At 34.3% G+C, this 17,070-nt stretch carries 15 protein-coding genes; 9 read left to right on the forward strand and 6 right to left on the reverse strand.

Translation table 11 applies throughout. The annotated features are described in order from the left end of the window. Positions 1–37: 37 nt before the first annotated feature. A complete protein-coding gene (locus C6368_RS11680) occupies positions 38–685 on the reverse strand; it encodes a YceI family protein (RefSeq protein ID WP_159038575.1) in 648 nt (215 codons plus the stop codon). A gap of 104 nt (positions 686–789) precedes the next feature. Here C6368_RS11680 and C6368_RS11685 point away from each other — a divergent pair, with 104 nt between their 5' ends. The 3 genes from C6368_RS11685 to C6368_RS11695 all read left to right on the forward strand — a co-directional run bounded on the left by C6368_RS11685 (position 790) and on the right by C6368_RS11695 (position 4,409). Then, positions 790–1,380 carry a DUF3109 family protein gene (locus tag C6368_RS11685; protein ID WP_107039396.1) on the forward strand — a complete coding sequence of 197 codons (591 nt, stop codon included), beginning with the start codon at positions 790–792 and terminating at the stop codon, positions 1,378–1,380. Beyond that, positions 1,380–2,225: a class I SAM-dependent methyltransferase gene (locus tag C6368_RS11690; protein WP_107039397.1), complete on the forward strand. Its 846-nt coding sequence runs from the start codon at positions 1,380–1,382 to the stop codon at positions 2,223–2,225. The genes C6368_RS11685 and C6368_RS11690 overlap by 1 nt, the downstream gene beginning before the upstream one ends. Positions 2,226–2,318: 93 nt before the next feature. Next, positions 2,319–4,409, forward strand: a complete 2,091-nt coding sequence (locus tag C6368_RS11695) for an alpha-ketoacid dehydrogenase subunit alpha/beta (RefSeq protein WP_107039398.1) — start codon at positions 2,319–2,321, stop codon at positions 4,407–4,409. A gap of 303 nt (positions 4,410–4,712) precedes the next feature. On the opposite strand, the gene C6368_RS11700 is transcribed toward C6368_RS11695, so the two are convergent. Continuing rightward, the gene (locus C6368_RS11700; protein WP_107039399.1) at positions 4,713–6,542 is read right to left on the reverse strand and encodes an AAA domain-containing protein; all 1,830 of its coding nucleotides are present in this window, start codon (positions 6,540–6,542) and stop codon (positions 4,713–4,715) included. A 107-nt stretch (positions 6,543–6,649) separates the two neighbouring features. On the opposite strand from C6368_RS11700, the gene C6368_RS11705 reads away from it, so the two are divergent. From C6368_RS11705 to C6368_RS11720, 4 genes are all read left to right on the forward strand, one after another. Next, a complete protein-coding gene (locus tag C6368_RS11705) occupies positions 6,650–7,219 on the forward strand; it encodes a pentapeptide repeat-containing protein (RefSeq protein ID WP_107039400.1) in 570 nt (189 codons plus the stop codon). A gap of 181 nt (positions 7,220–7,400) precedes the next feature. Then, positions 7,401–8,189: an ion transporter gene (locus tag C6368_RS11710; protein ID WP_107039401.1), complete on the forward strand. Its 789-nt coding sequence runs from the start codon at positions 7,401–7,403 to the stop codon at positions 8,187–8,189. Positions 8,190–8,221: 32 nt separating this feature from the next. After that, positions 8,222–8,821: a Crp/Fnr family transcriptional regulator gene (locus tag C6368_RS11715; RefSeq protein WP_107039402.1), complete on the forward strand. Its 600-nt coding sequence runs from the start codon at positions 8,222–8,224 to the stop codon at positions 8,819–8,821. Between the two features lie 52 nt (positions 8,822–8,873). After that, a complete protein-coding gene (locus C6368_RS11720) occupies positions 8,874–9,749 on the forward strand; it encodes a pirin family protein (protein ID WP_107039403.1) in 876 nt (291 codons plus the stop codon). 279 nt (positions 9,750–10,028) lie between these two features. Here C6368_RS11720 and C6368_RS11725 read toward each other — a convergent pair whose 3' ends face one another. Next, positions 10,029–11,210, reverse strand: coding sequence for an oxygenase MpaB family protein (locus C6368_RS11725; RefSeq protein WP_107039404.1), 1,182 nt, complete (start codon positions 11,208–11,210; stop codon positions 10,029–10,031). 97 nt (positions 11,211–11,307) lie between these two features. On the opposite strand from C6368_RS11725, the gene C6368_RS11730 reads away from it, so the two are divergent. Next, positions 11,308–11,832, forward strand: a complete 525-nt coding sequence (locus C6368_RS11730) for a YceI family protein (RefSeq protein WP_107039405.1) — start codon at positions 11,308–11,310, stop codon at positions 11,830–11,832. Positions 11,833–12,165: 333 nt separating this feature from the next. Continuing rightward, positions 12,166–13,650 (forward strand): cation:proton antiporter, encoded by a 1,485-nt coding sequence (locus C6368_RS11735; protein WP_199851631.1) that lies wholly within the window; start codon positions 12,166–12,168, stop codon positions 13,648–13,650. Between the two features lie 21 nt (positions 13,651–13,671). Here C6368_RS11735 and C6368_RS11740 read toward each other — a convergent pair whose 3' ends face one another. From C6368_RS11740 to fbaA, 3 genes are all read right to left on the reverse strand, one after another. Further along, on the reverse strand, positions 13,672–14,946 hold the full coding sequence (locus tag C6368_RS11740; RefSeq protein WP_107039406.1) for a hypothetical protein: 1,275 nt from the start codon (positions 14,944–14,946) through the stop codon (positions 13,672–13,674). A gap of 109 nt (positions 14,947–15,055) precedes the next feature. After that, entirely contained in the window at positions 15,056–15,901 is an 846-nt protein-coding gene (gene accD, locus C6368_RS11745) for an acetyl-CoA carboxylase, carboxyltransferase subunit beta (RefSeq protein WP_107039407.1), read from the reverse strand. Positions 15,902–15,952: 51 nt separating this feature from the next. Continuing rightward, positions 15,953–17,020 (reverse strand): class II fructose-bisphosphate aldolase, encoded by a 1,068-nt coding sequence (gene fbaA / locus C6368_RS11750; RefSeq protein ID WP_107039408.1) that lies wholly within the window; start codon positions 17,018–17,020, stop codon positions 15,953–15,955. Positions 17,021–17,070 lie beyond the last annotated feature (50 nt).

A 17,070-nucleotide genomic window follows, 5' to 3' on the forward strand; every position in this document is an offset into this window, starting at 1 on the left:
AGCATCCCCTGGCTTTCAATTTTAAAAATATCTTTTATTAATTACAGTTCTTTTTCAACTTTGTCGAAAATTTAAGTGTTACATCTGGCCATAATTTTGATTCAGTATCTCCATTGGCGTAATCTGTATGTAATTCTTTACAAATTGTATTTAATGTTGTAATTCCTTCTTGCGCTTGCCAATCGTTTACATTGATTTCAGTTTCAAAAGTAAAATCTCCATCAGTTAAAGTATAATCCCCAACCACTTCCTTATCTATTTCGTTCATTGAAATCATTAAGGTCGCTTTCATTGCATTTTCATCCAAATCCACAACCTTACCTGTTAAGGAAGAGGTGTTAATTGTACCAAAGAATGACTCCTCAATCTTAGCATCTCTACTTTCATCTTTTGTACTGATACTAGAAACTGGAATTTCGAAACTTAAATTTTCAATTACAGCAACATCACTTTCATTTTCTTCACCACCTTCTACATTTATTTCAGTGAAAGTTCCACCAACTCCAGTTTTACCTAAAAACTTATAAGCAGTAAAATTAAATTCAGAATTCTCAGCAGAATAACTGTATAGACAATTCTCTTCTTTTACTTCTTCTGTTTTCACTGTTTCAGCAGTTTCTTCTGCGCAGCTTGAAATCATCAATCCTGCCAAAGCAACAAATAAAAATTTTGTTTTTTTCATCATAACCTTTCTTATTTTCGATAAATATAGGAAGAAATCAAACGAATTTGTCATTCGTGGGTCGGGAATTTTTATGTAAGCTTAATTCTAATTGCTAACTTTGCATTATGTTAATAGAAATTGACGATAAAATAGTAACCGATGAGATTTTTTCACGCAAATTTGTTTGTGACTTATCGAAGTGCAAAGGCGCTTGTTGCGTTGAAGGTGACGCAGGTGCTCCCTTGAAAAAGGACGAAATAAAAATCATGGAGGATATCTTTCCAAAGGTAAAACCTTACATGACTAAAGAAGGAATTGAAAAAGTAGAAAAGGACGGAGTTTCTTACCTAGACGACTTTGGAGAACCGGTAACAAGTTTAGTTGATGGAGGGGCGTGTGCATTTGTTGCTTACGATACAGATGGTACAACTAAATGTACGATTGAACAAGCCTATAGAAAAGGTGATGTGGATTGGAAAAAACCAATTTCATGTGAGCTCTACCCTATTCGTGCAAAAGAATATGAAAGTTTCACGGCACTAAATTATGAAGAGATCGACATTTGTAAACCCGGATGTGTTTTAGGTGAGCAACTTAATGTACCTGTTTATCAATTTCTAAAAGCACCACTTACACGAGCGTATGGAGACGATTTTTATAAATCTCTTCAGCAAGTTCATAAAGAATTGGAAAAACAAAACGAGAAAGATCAATAATGGCTAAAAAAACGTATAGTGAGAGTTGGTCCGAGTATGAACTACTAGATGCTGGAAACGAAAAAAAATTAGAACGATGGGGAAACATTGTTACAATTCGACCAGAGCGACAAGCCTATTTCAAGCCAGGAATGTCGGAGGAGGAATGGAATAAAAGGGCCCATTTAGAATTCGTTCCTAAGGGAAATACTGCTGGAAATTGGGTTACTCGGCAAAAAGCACCCCAAGAAGATTGGAAAATTCAATTTAAGGAATTGACTTTCAATTTAGAAACAACAAAGTTTAAACATGTTGGTTTATTTCCAGAGCAAGCAACCAATTGGAATTTAATTTCAGATCACTTGAAGAAACCTGGAATGAAAATGTTGAACCTTTTTGCATACACCGGAGCAGCTTCTGTAGTTGGAAAAGCAAAAGGAGCTGATGTTACACACGTAGATTCTGTAAAACAATTGATTACTTGGGCTAAAACAAACATGGAATCTTCAAAACTAGATGGTATTCGTTGGGTACATGAGGATGCTTTGAAATATGCAGAACGTGAATTTAAGAGAAGAAATAGATACCATTTAATTGTTATGGATCCACCCGCATGGGGAATTGGTGCAAACAAAGAAAAGTGGAAAATTGAGCACAAACTTGAAGAATTAATTGAAATTGCATCAAAACTTTTACACCCCGGTGGACTTTTAATTCTCAATACATACTCTCCAAAAGTAAAGTTGAAAGAAATCAATTACTTTGCTAAAAAGCATTTCAAACAAGTGGAATGTTCAGAATTATGGAAAAAAACCTTCACTGGAAAAGATATGTTCTACGGACATTTATTGAGGGCGCATCGGTAGAGACTGATTGCAATCCGTCTATACGAAATCGCCCATAAAACAATGATAGTATTCAAAAAAATATCTTTATCTTAGCCATCCAAAATAAAAAACATGCCAAATACAGATACAGCAAAACAAGAGACAGTAAAAATTGATCAATCAATAGTTCGCAAAGGATTTGAGTTGATGTGTACTGCAAAAACTTTATCAGAAAAGTACGAGGCACACAAAGAAGTAACAAGTAAATACGTTCATGCAACATCGCGTGGACATGAGGCTATTCAACTGGCATTAGGAATGCAATTGAAACCACAAGATTTTGTAGCACCATATTATAGAGACGATAGCATTTTATTAGGTATGGGAATTACACCATATGAATTAATGCTCCATATATTTGCAAAAAAAGACGAACCGTTTTCTGGAGGAAGAACATATTATTCTCACCCTTCATTGAACCGCCCCGATTTCCCAAAAATTCCACATCAATCTTCTGCAACAGGAATGCAAGCTATTCCAATGACAGGTGTTGCGATGGGAATGCAATACAAAGAAATTGAAGGTATAGCGGAAGACTTAAATGGAGAAAATCCAGTTTCTGTTTGTTCAATTGGTGATGCCGCTTGTACAGAAGGAGAATTTTCTGAAGCACTTCAAATGGCAGCTTTAAAGCAATTGCCTATTTTGTATTTAGTCCAAGATAATGAATGGGATATTTCAGCAAGTGCAGAGGAAATCAGAGCACAAGACATGGCATATTATGCACGTGGATTTAAAGGTGTTGAAGTTTACACTATCGATGGAACCGATTTCGAAGAGTCATACAATACAATTCAAAAAGTATTAAAACTAATCAGAACAGAACGTCGTCCATTTTTAATTCATGCAAAAGTTCCATTATTGGGTCACCATACTTCTGGTGTTCGAATGGAGTTTTATCGTGATGATTTAGAAGAACAAGGTCTAAGAGACCCTTATCCAAAAATCAAAGAACTGGCTAGAGCAGCTGGAGTTGATGAGGCAGATTTGGTGAATTTTGAGGTAAAAACTAAAAAAGTTATAGACCAAGTTTACGACGAAGCTTTAAAAGCTGACGATCCAGACCCTTCAAGTTTAACTGATCATTATTTTGCTCCTACTCCAATTACAGAAGAAAAAGGAGAACGCAAGCCCAAAGGAAAGCAAAAAACTGTGATGGTGGATTGTGCTTTATTTGCAGTTCGTGAATTAATGGAAAAACATCCAGAAGCTTTATTGTACGGACAAGATGTTGGTGCTAGACTTGGAGGTGTTTTTAGAGAAGCAGCTACTTTGGGTAAGAAATTCGGTGACAACCGTGTTTTCAATACACCAATCATGGAGGCTTTCATTATTGGAAGTACTGTTGGAATGTCGGCAGTTGGATTAAAACCAATTGTTGAGGTACAATTTGCTGATTATATCTGGCCTGGATTGAACCAGTTATTTACAGAATTAAGCCGTAGTAATTACCTTTCAAACGGTAAATGGCCTGTAAGTTCAGTATTGCGTGTACCTATTGGTGCATACGGTTCTGGAGGACCTTACCATTCTTCAAGTGTAGAATCTGTTGTAACAAACATTCGTGGAATAAAAGTAGTTTACCCTTCTACTGGTGCAGATTTAAAAGGATTAATGAAAGCAGCATATTACGATCCAAACCCAGTTTTAATCTTAGAACACAAAGGTTTATATTGGTCAAAAATAAAAGGAACTGAAGGTGCAATGTCTGTTGAGCCTGATGAAGATTACGTTATTCCAATTGGAAAATCGAGATTGGTTCAAGAAGCTGATCAAGAAAATATTGATAAAGGAGAAAGCGTTGTAATTATCACGTATGGAATGGGAGTTTATTGGGCTACAGCAGCAGCAAAAAAACACCCTGGAGCAGTTGAAATCATTGATTTAAGAACTTTGAGTCCGTTGGATACTGATGCGATTTATGCCGCAGCGAAGAAACACAACAAGGTAATGTTGGTCACTGAAGAATCTATTGAAGCGAGTTTCACTTTAGGATTAGCAGGAAGAATTCAACGTGAATGTTTCGAATATCTTGATGCACCAGTTGCTATTGTAGGAGCCATTGATACCCCAGCGATTCCTTTGCACAGTGATTTAGAATTTGCTTTGTTACCAAATGCGAATAAAGTTGGAGAGGCACTTCAAAAACTTATTGAATACTAGGGCTAGGTTAACCGCAAAGACCGGGGAGGTTTCCGCTAAGGTCGCGGAGAAGAAAGAAAACAAAGAAGAAAATGAGATTCCTCCATCACTAAAAATCATAGATTTTACGCAATGATCGGAATGACGATCGGTTGGTTTTAAGGTCAAAAAAGGGAGAAAAAATGAAGCATAGCTTCATTTTTTCTCCCTTTTTTGATAACCTTTTCCTTAGAGCCGTCATCCTGAAAAAGCGTAGCGATGAAGGATCTCTTTTTTGTTTAAAAAAATTGCGAACTCTGCGCCTTTAATTTGCTTTCTTTGCGGTTAATACATCAATTCAAACACACTTCGATAACCACCAACCTCTTCTGCATATTCAACAAACTCTTTATAGAATTTATCATTGGCTAAAGTGGCAGAATCTCCAATGACAATCAGTTTTTTCTTCGCTCTTGTCAATGCAACATTCATTCTACGGTAATCAGATAAGAATCCAATTTTCCCTTCGCCATTACTTCTTACCAAACTTAAAATGATCACATCTGCTTCTTGACCTTGGAAAGCGTCAATTGTGCTCACCTTGACATCTTTCAATTCTTCCTTAGCTAATTCCACTTGACTAGAATATGGAGAAATAAATACCGCAGACTGATCCTTTCCAACCCAATTCTCTATATTTTCTCTAACGATTCTTAATTCTTCTGGATTTGCAGTGCTTCTGCTATTCTCTAATCTTTTTTCATCGAAACCTGCACCAGCAGTGTCATAAAAAATCATTGATTCTGGAACAGATTCAGCATGTGTTTGCAACTTTCCATCATAAAAATACCTAGACGAAAATCCAGCGATTTCTGGTGTCATCCTGTACTGAACTCCTAAAAGATCACTTTGAACTCCAGCATTAATTGCTCTTTCCAAAACAGAAGTTGCCAAACCTTTTCTTCCGGCTTCTTCACTAATAACGGTTGGAGGGAGTTGCAAATGGTCCCCACTCAAAATAGCTCTATTCGCTTTTTCAAGCACCAACCAAGCCAATGGTTCGATACATTGACCTGCTTCATCCAGAAAAGCAACATCAAACTTTTTACCCAACAACATTTTGTCCATTAATCCGATGGGTGTTCCAAGAATAACATCGGCAGATTCAAAAAATTGAGCTAAATACGCAGTAGATAAATTCCTTATTTGATCGCGAATTGCATACACTTCATTAAATAGCAATTTTCGTTGCTCTCGTTCTGATTTTCCAAAACTTCGTTTGTATTGATGTGCCATTTTTCGGTATTCGGCAGCTTGAATCTTTAAACGTTTAATTTTCCTACTGTATTTGTCGTCGCTTAAAATTCCTTCAGGCGTATGTTCCCAAACCACCTTATTTACCTTTGCGGTATTTCCCAAACGCAAAACTTTTAGTCCAAGGTTTAATAATTGTTGCGCCAAATGATCCACAGCGGCATTACTCGGAGCAGAAGCAATAATACTTAATCCTTGTTTTCTTAACGACTGAATCAATTCAACAATGGTAGTAGTTTTTCCAGTTCCAGGAGGACCATGAATTATTTGTAATTGCGCATCACACAATCCATTTTCAACAGCTTTCAATTGAAATTGATTGAGGTGTTCCCCAACCTTTATTTTCTTTTCTAACGGCTGAATTTCTTTTTGCTTTTTAATTCCATGAACATATTCAAAAAGTTGTTGTGTAGCTTTATCTTCACCTTTATCGATGCGTTTTAACACGCCATGCATCATTTGGAATGTTCTGTTATCCGGCAATCTTTTAATTCCAAGATTCTTTTCATCTATCCAATCAGGAAAATCTTCCGAATACAGTAAAATTTCCGCTTTTCGATCAGAAATAGAAAGCAATTGCCCATTACAAATATCATTCGATGAAGGAAGAAATAAAGCCACAGGTGTACCTTGGCTATAATATGAATTATTCACTCCACCAGGCGTGTGAAAAGTTACAGTAATCACAGGTTGATCTGTATAACCAAAAGTTTTATTTTGGATTTTTACCGGATGCAGAATTGCGCCTTCTTTTCGTAAATCTTTTAGAGAAACGTCCTTTTCAAACCATTTTCTTTCTTGCGTTTCCTCCTCCATTCGCAAGAGTTCTCTCATTTCCTGAATCACCGTGTTTATTCTCATCGAACTGTAATAATTATTACCCACGAAAATAGTTAAATTATAAGGAGTATGAATTTGTTCTTAAAATAAGTCCGATTAACTTTGATGATTCATAAAAAAGAATAGAAATGGCACATTTTGTTGAAGAAACTACCTTCGAAAAGGAGGATTTCACATTAGAAAATTTAGAAAGAGGAGATTATGAAGTTTGTACTTTTGTGAATTGTAATTTCGCCAATACTGACCTTACAAATATCCGTTTTGTGGATTGTGAGTTTGTTGATTGTAATTTAAGTGCTGTTAAATTAGGAGGAACAGGGTTTCAAGATGTTCGCTTTAGTAATTGTAAAATGTTAGGACTTCAATTTGACGAATGTGCTGATTTTTTATTCCAAGTATCGTTTCAAAATTGTCAACTAAATCACTCCTCTTTTTTCTCAAATAAACTCGTTAAAACATCTTTTGCCAATTGTAAACTTCAGGAAGTTGATTTTACAGATTGTAATTTAACCTCTGCCGATTTTGATGAAACTGATATCGCTGGAGCAACATTCACCAATTGCACCTTAGTAAAAGCAGATTTTAGAACGACTTATAATCTTTCAATTGATCCAGAAAAAAATAGAATGAAAGGGGCTCAATTTTCACAACAGAATGTAGTTGGACTTTTAAACAAATACCAGATTAAGGTAGGATAATCTTTAATGGCTATTTGATTAGAACAGCGCAAGTACGATTTGCAAATCGTCCGTGCCAAATCAAATGAAGATTTGGTGACTGATATTCCGGAAAATTATTTCTTATCACCCCAATAAAACTTATGCTTTTTAACAAATAAAATCTATTTTTACTTTCCATACTCACAAAAGCAATCTTTAAATGGGTTTCAAAGCAAAGCTAAGGTCAATCGTAGATGACAACACCACCAAAAAAGGGAAAATCTTTGATTATACTATCCAAATTTTAATTTTCACCTCGTTAACTGCTTATGCAATTGAAACTTTGCCAGGAATTTCCGATTTAACGAAATCAATTCTATTTTGGATTGAAACGGTGTGTATAATAATTTTCACCGTGGAGTATGTAGTGAGAATTTTTATCGCAAAAAATCCATTTAAATATATTATTAGTTTTTATGGAATAATAGATTTATTGGCCATTTTACCCTTCTTTTTAGCCGTTAGATATGATACTATAGCATTACGGGCTTTTAGGATATTTAGAATATTCAGAGCATTTAAATTGATACGCTACAATAAAGCCTTAAACAGATTTCATTTGGTTGCAAAACTTATTCGAGAAGAGCTGATACTTTTCTTAATCGTAACTGGAATTTTTATTTTCCTTGCTTCAGCAGGCATCTATCATTTCGAAAATGCGGCTCAACCGGAATTATTCACTTCCATCTTTCACAGCGGTTGGTGGGCAATTGTGACGCTAACTACTGTTGGATATGGAGATGTATACCCAATTACAGTTGGTGGCAAAATATTTACATTTTTTATTTTAATGGTTGGAGTGGGTATTGTAACAATTCCCGCCGGACTTGTGGCGAGTGCTTTAACAAAAGCTAGACAAATGGAAGAGGAAGCACTTTTGGAAGATATCAAAAGCAAGGAGTTAATTCAAGAGTCACAAAAGGAATCCGACAATTCAAATAATAATTAGTCTTTTTCATTTATAACTTAAAACAACTTTCAATGAAAGAATATAGTTTCAATGAGTTTTTAACCTCTAAGATTGACGTAGATCAAAAAAATTTATCAGAGCTTCTTAGTCAATGTCCTAGAAAGGAATTTCAAAAAGGTTCATTTTTAAACTTTTCTGGCGATTTATGCGATACTACTTTTTTTGTTGAAAAAGGATTACTTCGTCAATATTCTATAGACAATAAAGGTAAGGAACATATTCTTCAATTTGCTCCTGAAGGATGGTGGGTGACCGATAGAGAAAGTACGTTTTTTAATAAACCCTCAAAATATAATGTGGACGCTCTTGAAGACACGACAGTATTTATTCTTAAACAAGAATTACTAGATAAATTAGAGAAAGTAATACCAAACTTCACGGCTTTTAATAACGAATTGTTGAATAATCACATTCGTCACCTACAAAACAGGATCACGTTGCTATTGAGTGCTACAGCAGAAGAGAGATATTTGACATTTACAAAAATGTATCCAGATATTCTATCAAGAGTTCCTCAACTAATGGTAGCTTCATACTTAGGAATAACTCCTGAAAGCCTGAGTAGGGTGAGAAAAGAACTGGCTTCCAAAAGTTCAAATTCAAATTCTTAACATAGGTCAATGCACATAACTGTTTTCATACTTAACTTTACATTAAAAAAAAATGAAAACAAAAAATATAGATTTTATGGTAGCTCCGAATACTCCACACTTTGTTGGAGATGGATTCAGAGTTCACAACTTTATTCCAGGAGTACCAAAAATGGATATGCAAAGCATGGATCCATTTATTATGATGGATTATAATTCAAAGTATAACTTCCCTCCTTCTGAAACCCCAAAAGGGGTTGGAGTACATCCACACAAGGGGTTTGAAACCGTTACGATTGCTTATAAAGGCAAAGTTGAGCACCACGACAGCAGTGGAGGTGGTGGAATTATTGGAGAAGGAGAAGTACAATGGATGACGGCCGGAAAAGGTGTTTTACACAAAGAGTTTCACGAAAAAGAATGGAGTAAAACTGGTGGTGAATTTCAAATGGTTCAACTTTGGGTAAACCTTCCAAAAAAGGATAAAAACACAGATCCAAAATATCAAGCCGTAACAAGAGAATCGATAATCAAAGTGGAATTACCAAGTAATGCTGGAACAATTGAAGTAATAGCTGGTGAATATAGCGGAACCAAAGGAACTGCTTCTACCTTCACTCCTATACATATGATGAATGCAAAGCTGAATAAGGGAGGGAAAGCTGAATTTAATTTCCCAGCGAATTACACAACGACTTTATTGGCTATCAAAGGTTCTTTTAAGCTGAATGGAAAAGAAGAAATTCCAACAGATCATTTGGCATTAATGGCCAGAGATGGTGAGCATTTTGAAATCGAAGCTACAGAAGATGCAATAGTTTTGGTTTTAAGCGGAGATCCGCTCAATGAACCAATAGCAGCTCATGGACCATTTGTAATGAATACTAGAGAAGAATTAATTGAAGCTTTCCAAGACTTTAATGAAGGGAAATTCGGCGAACTTAATTAGGAATTACGAATTATCAATTACGAATTAAAAAGGCTTTTAAACGCTGACCATCTCTGGAGCAGTAAAAAAACGTACCACGAGATGAAATCTCACGGTAACATTTTTTGTGGTAGGAGGGGTTTTCAAAAAGGAGGGTTAAAAAATGATGACGCCGAGCCGTCATCATTTTTTAACCCTCCTTTTTGACTTTTGAATTAAACTACAGTGTTACGTGGGATCACTTTAAATCTTGTTGGAAAACGGAGTGAGAAACCAAACAATTCGTAATTCATAATTAATCTAATTCGTAATTGACAAGTATTGCTGTAAAATATCCATCTGCAACTTATCCCCTCTTTTGATTTGAGTTTCTCTCGAAAGGTATTTTTGCATGACTTTATTTCCAAATTTAAGTGATTTTGGAATTAAGTTTGCATTCCACACTAGAGGTAATTCGAGGCGTTCAAAAACTTCATTATCCAGGAGAAACTTGGAGCTACTCACATGAATATAATTTAAGAAATTTCTTTGGAATTGATGTTTTAAAATGGGGTTTTCTAATGATTCTTGAACAAGAGATTGAGCCAAATACACCGAATCTTGATCAGCAGGAGGTTGAATTGAAGTCCACAAGAAGAAATTTTCTGTTGCTTCTTTTTTATCACCGGGTAAATACTCTGCAGGAACACCCATTAAGTAAGAAATATATTTCCACAGATGAAACATCCCTTTTTCTTCCTCTTCGGTAAATGAATTGCCTAACTTTTTTAGTCCATGAAGTAAAACCAAACTAAACCCGTTTGAAGTTGCGGTCATGTCCCACAAGTTAATTGGTTCACCCATTTCTTCATAGTCCCAGTCCTTCACATGCTTTTTTAGTTGAAAACGTGCATAGGAATGAATTAGGCGAGTTTTAATCGCAAACTCATAACCTTTCGCATGAATCGCCATAGCATTTGTCCGTGTTACATTGATCCAAAAATCTAATGTTTCAGACAATCTTTTGAGTGCTCCTTTTTTCAAAGCTCCCGTGAAAACGAGTGGTTTACTTAGGTATGCATAGTCGTAACCACCCATCAACGAATAATCTCGTAAAGACATCAATGCATCTCTTCCTGTTTTCATACATGCCTCTGCTCCAAGTTGAAGTAAATCTTCATTTAGCCATTCAGGAACACATTCAGTAAATTCAAATAAAGCTTTTACACTTTCTGGAACTTCTTCATTATTTGGAATACCAGACCTGATATATGTTTCCAATTTTGAATTTGCTTCTTTAAAAGACTGATTGGTATAAAACTCTTGAATGACTTGATCTCCTAACTCATCTACTTCGTAATACAAATGACATTGATTATAAAAATCATCAAAATTTAGATTTGCTTTACTCCATTCAACAATATCCTTTCCATTTCCATTTCCCCAATACGCTCTAAAATGAAAAGCATCTTTATATCGTGGTTCTAATTTGAATGTTTTCATAATTGGATATTATTTTAAAATTCGATAATTTAGAGTTTATTAATTTAATGAACATTGTAAAAGTGTTTATTTTCAATTAAAATTCAAAATCAATAAAATGACTAAAAAATTCAACCTATTCTTCTTTTTCATATTTTTCTCATCACTAGTTTTTTCACAAGAAATAGACAAGAGGAACTCTAGTATAAGTTTTGAAATTAGCAATATGTTAGTAAACACCGTAGAAGGAAGCTTCTCAGGGTTTACAGGAGAAATTAATTTTAACGAAAACAATTTAAGCCAATCACAAATTAATGTTTGTATTGATGCATCCACTGTAAATACAGGAATTGAAAAAAGAGATGATCACCTAAGAACGAAAGATTTTTTTCATGTCGAAAAATATCCAAAAATTTGTTTTACATCTACCAATATAATCAGGAACAATACTGGTTATTTTGCAGAAGGTCAACTTGAAATGCATGGCGTAAAAAAGAATGTGAAAATACCATTAAATTATTCTAATAACACTTTATTAGGGTCATTGGTAATCAACCGATTTGACTACGAAATCGGTGTCGACTCAGGTTCATTTAATATTGGTAAGAAAGTTTACATCTCAATAAAATGTGTTTTGATGTAATTTACTATTGACGCATACGAGACTAAACTCAAGAATCTTGATTCAAATAACCACTATTTCAAGTTAGAACTTTCGAACAGTGTTTAATATTGGTAAAACTCAATTCATTTTACGTGAGCCTGGAAATCTAATTAAAAAACACGTAACAACCAATATAACTGACACTTACAGTATCTAATTCAAAAATTAATGAATCCTTAATAAACAATGCCTAAAAATAGGGCGTTATTTAGATTCAAGTTTTTCAAATCTTACTATATTTAAGGGAATGAATTTTTTGTTTTTCAACTTCATTAGAAAAGAGTTTGATGGAAAAGCATTTAAAATAACTCCATGACAAATACTTTTATAATTGCATTTTGTGTGCTGATCTTAATGGCATACATTTTTGATTTAACAACGGCTAAAACGAAAATACCTTCCGTTATACTTTTGCTCATCTTAGGTTTTGGACTTCAACAATTAACGGATGTTTTGAATATTAACGTCCCAAAATTAGATGATCTACTACCTATTTTAGGAACTATAGGACTGATTGTAATTGTTTTGGAAGGCTCCTTAGAATTGGAGCTAGATAAATCCAAACTCCCTTTGATTAAGAAATCTATTGTAGTTGCACTTATCCCTATGATGGCACTTGGTTTTATACTTGCTGGAGCTTTCTACTATTATCAATTGCATTACGGTCCTGGAGATGTGGATCCCGACTTTCGAAAAGCTTTGATTGGCGCTATTCCACTTACAGTGATTAGTTCAGCAATCGCAATTCCTAGTGCCATTAATCTTGGAAAAAAGAACAAAGAATTCGTCACCTATGAAAGTAGTCTTTCTGATATTCTAGGTGTTTTATTTTTCGATTTTGTGTTTAGAAATGTAACGATTGACTTTCATTCATTTTGGGTGTTTTTATTGCAACTTCTTATTATTGCTATGGTGTCATTTATTGCTACCATTGCCCTATCCTATTTATTGGCCAAAATCGATCATTCAATTAAGTTTATTCCCATCATTATATTGGTCATTTTAATTTATACGCTTTCCAAAATATATCATTTACCCGCATTAATTTTTATTATGTTATTTGGATTATTCTTAGGAAATCTAGGTCAAATTCAACAATTCAAGCTCATTCAAAAGCTCAAACCCCATAAGCTGGGAAATGAAATAAAGAAATTCCACGAAATTTTACGCGAAGGAACTTTCCTAGTTCGTGTCATGTTCTTCCTTCTTTTTGGTTTTTTAATTCAAACAGAAGAATTATTAAACCAAAAGACATTTTATTGGGCTTTAGGGATTGTAGGGTTGATTTTCTTCATAAGGCTGGTGCAGTTAAAAATTTCCAAACTCCCAGTTATGCCATTAATGTTTGTTGCTCCACGTGGGCTAATAACCATTTTACTATTCCTTTATATTGCACCTGAAGACAGTATTGATTTAGTAAACAAATCTCTAGTCATTCAAGTTATATTATTGTCTGTTATTATTATGATGATAGGTTTAATGTTTAACAACAACGACGAACTTTTCTTCACCAAAAGAAAGGGAAGAATGGCTACAGATTCTTCAGATAAAGATGTAGCAACAGATCTAGAAACCCAAATAGCAAACGTAAAAAAAGCAGAGGAATTCGCAAAAACTGAAATATCAGCAGAAATTTCTTCGACTTTGCAAGAAAGAGATGAGTCTGAATCTTCCATTGACGAATTGGCGCAAACCTCAGAACATAACGAGGAAGAAGAAAATCATTCTGAAGAAGATTTAGAAAAGGATAAAGACAAAAATGATGAGAATATTGATGAGAGTGATAAAATCGTTTAACGAGACTAAGCTTCAAATTATTTAATCAAACACTTTAACTTCATACATTTTTAAATCTCTTGTTTCGCCCAATTTGTTTTTCACAGTAATAATGGTGGTGTCTTGCTTTGGGTAAAAATCTCTTTCACCACTCACTATCTCGCAATAATTCTCTTGATTTACAATTTCTTCAATTGGAATGTTGTTAATTGCTTTTACGGTGTCGCCAATGTTGATAGCACCGTTTGGGAAATAATCGTTGAGGTAATTAAAAACATAAACTTTTTTATCATAAACATGGAAATTAATATTGAAATTTTTTGAGGTCTTTCTACCAGATAAGTTAGGAACTTGAATAGGTTGAAAATAAACTTTATTATTAGCCCAATCAAAAGTTGTAATAAATTCTTTCAGGAAATCATGACCCATTAACATATCTAGTTTTTTATATGTCTTACTACTAGTTATGTTAGTATTCATGGCTGTGAATTTATAATTATCCCCAAAATCGTTGGTTTTTAAATTCAATATAATTGAGCTATCTGAATAGAGTTGCTTATCTACCAATACATCTTCACCAATCAACTTAAAAGATGCATGAGAAAGTTTTACTTTTTGACCATCAAAGTTGTCAGTGATTTTATCATTAAAAAAAGTACAAAATCCAGAATTTCCAGTATCTATTAAAGTAACCAATGATTGACCCTCTACATTCAATCTAATTATAGGATCTTCAAACCCCTTAACATCAAGCAAATCGAAAACATAACTATTATCCAAATTAAGATCTTCGATAGTAGGACTGACAATAACTTGGCTCTTGTTATAGTCAAAACTCCAAACACCCTTTTTCATAATGTTTACACCTATAATGCCGTTTATGTCTTCGCATGTCATAAAATTCGAAAATAATTTGAAGTCGATGATCCCAGCTCCAACATTTGAGTATTTATTGGCTCCAATAATAACGGTGTCAATTTTTGCATTACTTGCAAAGTATGTTTGTTTATTTTCAGCATAAATTGGTTTATATATTTCAGGCTTTACTATTACTCTGTCAACAAAAGCATCAGAATAACCTAACACAGTGGGCGCCCCTGTATCTATTACATACTTTCTTTTATTACCTGCAACAATTGTTTCAACAACCGCCCAATTTCCGATAATTTCAAAAGGTATAGTATCTTGTTGAACCACATTAACAACATCTGCTTTTTTGGTCCATACTTTATTTCTAATTATTCTAGAAGGTAAAGTAACAAGAACGCATGAATACAGTAGAAATGTCAAAGCAAATAGTAGAATTATTTTTTTCATATAGAGTTGATGAGCATATTAAGAAAAGCCTAAAAGTAATAAAACAATCACAAAAAAAGCCTTCAACGCTTATCGTTGAAGGCTTTTAAAATATTTAAACTATAAAGTTCTAGTTCATAAACATTCTAATAGACTTAGACACTTCAGTTCTTAGGTTTTGTCTTTCAACGATATAATCTAAGAAACCGTGTTCTAAAACGAACTCAGAACGTTGGAATCCTTGTGGTAAATCTCTACCAATTGTTTCTTTCACTACACGAGGACCAGCAAATGCGATCAATGCATCTGGTTCAGCGATATTGATGTCACCCAACATTGCAAAAGAAGCAGTTACACCTCCAGTTGTAGGATCGGTCAAGAATGAAATATAAGGTAATTTCGCATTTGAAAGTTGATTCAGTTTTGCACTTACCTTCGCCATTTGCATTAATGAAAGTCCTGCTTCCATCATTCTTGCTCCTCCAGATTTAGAAATAATCATGAAAGGTGCATTCAATTTAATAGCTTGGTCTATTGCTCTAGCGATTTTCTCTCCCATTACAGATCCCAATGAACCTCCAATAAAACTAAAGTCCATTGCAGCAATAACTAAATCCTGACCATCAACTTTTCCGTATGCGGTACGAATTGCATCCGTTAGTCCAGATTTCTTCTGAGTTTGCTTTATACGGTCAACATACTTCTTAGTATCTTCAAACTCCAAAGGATCACCAGAACTCAATTTCTTACTAATTTCTTTGAATTTCCCTTCATCAAAAAAGAGTTGGAAATATTCTTCTGAACCAATTCTTTCATGGAAACTACAGCGTTCACAAATAAAAAAGTTAGCTATGTGGTCTTCTGTTGTGACAACAGTTTGACACTTTGGACACTTGTACCATAAACCTTCAGGAATTTCCTTTTTGTTTTTGGTAGACGTCTGTATTCCTTCTAATTTTCTCTTAAACCAAACCATGAATTTCTATTTTTTTCATCACTAAAATAGTGATATTAATAATCAAGTAGTTTATAAAGTGTCAATATTATTCAAATCTTCGAAAGATTTTGTCAATCTTTTTACGAATGAAGCTTCACCTTCTCTAAGCCATTTACGTGGATCGTAATACTTTTTGTTTGGTAAATCATCCCCTTCAGGATTACCAATTTGAGAACCTAAATAATCATTGTATTTCACCATATAATCACGAACACCTTCGTTGAATGCATATTGCATATCAGTATCAAGGTTCATTTTTATTACTCCGTAGCTAATTCCCTCACGAATTTCTTCTACTGTTGATCCAGATCCACCATGAAATACGAAATCAACTGGATTAGCTCCTGTATTGTATTTCTCTTGAATAAATTCTTGAGAATTCATTAAAATTTTCGGTGTTAAAACAACATTACCTGGACGGTAAACACCATGAACATTTCCAAAAGCAGCAGCGACTGTAAATTTATCACTGATTTTTGACAATTCCTCAAAAGCATAAGCTACCTCCTCAGGTTGCGTGTATAATTTTGAAACGTCAACATCGCTATTATCAACACCATCTTCTTCACCACCAGTGATTCCCAATTCGATTTCTAAAGTCATTCCTATTTTGCTCATGCGCTCAAGGTACTTTTTACAAGTTGCGATATTCTCTTCCAAAGGTTCATCCGATAAATCAATCATGTGAGAACTAAACAAAGGTTTACCAGTTCTTTTGAACTCTTCTTCACTCGCATCCAACAATCCATCAATCCAAGGCAATACCTTTCTTGCGGCATGATCAGTATGTAAAATCACTGTAGCGCCATACAATTCAGCCATTAAGTGAACGTGACGTGCTCCTGCAATACTACCTGCAATTGAAGCTCTTTCATTTTCATTAGAAAGGGATTTACCAGCATTAAATATACCTCCACCATTCGAAAATTGAATGATAATAGGTCCATTCACCTTGGACGCAGTTTCTAAACAAGCATTAATTGTGCTTGAGTTTACAACGTTTACAGCAGGTAAAGCAAAGTTATTCTCCTTTGCGAATTTGAATATTTCCTGAACTTCGTCTCCCGTTGCTACTCCGGGCTTTATTGAATGTGACATAATATAATGTTTTTTTAGGATAGCAAAGATAGTAATTATAATCAAAAAGA

The organism is Brumimicrobium mesophilum, from assembly GCF_003025005.1.
GTDB lineage: Bacteria > Bacteroidota > Bacteroidia > Flavobacteriales_D > Crocinitomicaceae > Brumimicrobium > Brumimicrobium mesophilum.

Bases quoted from the DNA above. Each gene is read 5' to 3' on its own strand.
- C6368_RS11705 (WP_107039400.1), top strand. From the start codon at position 6,650: ATGGCACATTTTGTTGAAGAAACTACCTTCGAAAAGGAGGATTTCACA.
- C6368_RS11690 (WP_107039397.1), top strand. From the start codon at position 1,380: ATGGCTAAAAAAACGTATAGTGAGAGTTGGTCCGAGTATGAACTACTA.
- C6368_RS11720 (WP_107039403.1), top strand. From the start codon at position 8,874: ATGAAAACAAAAAATATAGATTTTATGGTAGCTCCGAATACTCCACAC.
- fbaA (WP_107039408.1), bottom strand. From the start codon at position 17,020: ATGTCACATTCAATAAAGCCCGGAGTAGCAACGGGAGACGAAGTTCAG.
- C6368_RS11735 (WP_199851631.1), top strand. From the start codon at position 12,166: ATGACAAATACTTTTATAATTGCATTTTGTGTGCTGATCTTAATGGCA.
- C6368_RS11740 (WP_107039406.1), bottom strand. From the start codon at position 14,946: ATGAAAAAAATAATTCTACTATTTGCTTTGACATTTCTACTGTATTCA.
- C6368_RS11680 (WP_159038575.1), bottom strand. From the start codon at position 685: ATGATGAAAAAAACAAAATTTTTATTTGTTGCTTTGGCAGGATTGATG.
- C6368_RS11700 (WP_107039399.1), bottom strand. From the start codon at position 6,542: ATGAGAATAAACACGGTGATTCAGGAAATGAGAGAACTCTTGCGAATG.
- C6368_RS11685 (WP_107039396.1), top strand. From the start codon at position 790: ATGTTAATAGAAATTGACGATAAAATAGTAACCGATGAGATTTTTTCA.
- C6368_RS11695 (WP_107039398.1), top strand. From the start codon at position 2,319: ATGCCAAATACAGATACAGCAAAACAAGAGACAGTAAAAATTGATCAA.
- C6368_RS11715 (WP_107039402.1), top strand. From the start codon at position 8,222: ATGAAAGAATATAGTTTCAATGAGTTTTTAACCTCTAAGATTGACGTA.
- accD (WP_107039407.1), bottom strand. From the start codon at position 15,901: ATGGTTTGGTTTAAGAGAAAATTAGAAGGAATACAGACGTCTACCAAA.
- C6368_RS11730 (WP_107039405.1), top strand. From the start codon at position 11,308: ATGACTAAAAAATTCAACCTATTCTTCTTTTTCATATTTTTCTCATCA.
- C6368_RS11725 (WP_107039404.1), bottom strand. From the start codon at position 11,210: ATGAAAACATTCAAATTAGAACCACGATATAAAGATGCTTTTCATTTT.
- C6368_RS11710 (WP_107039401.1), top strand. From the start codon at position 7,401: ATGGGTTTCAAAGCAAAGCTAAGGTCAATCGTAGATGACAACACCACC.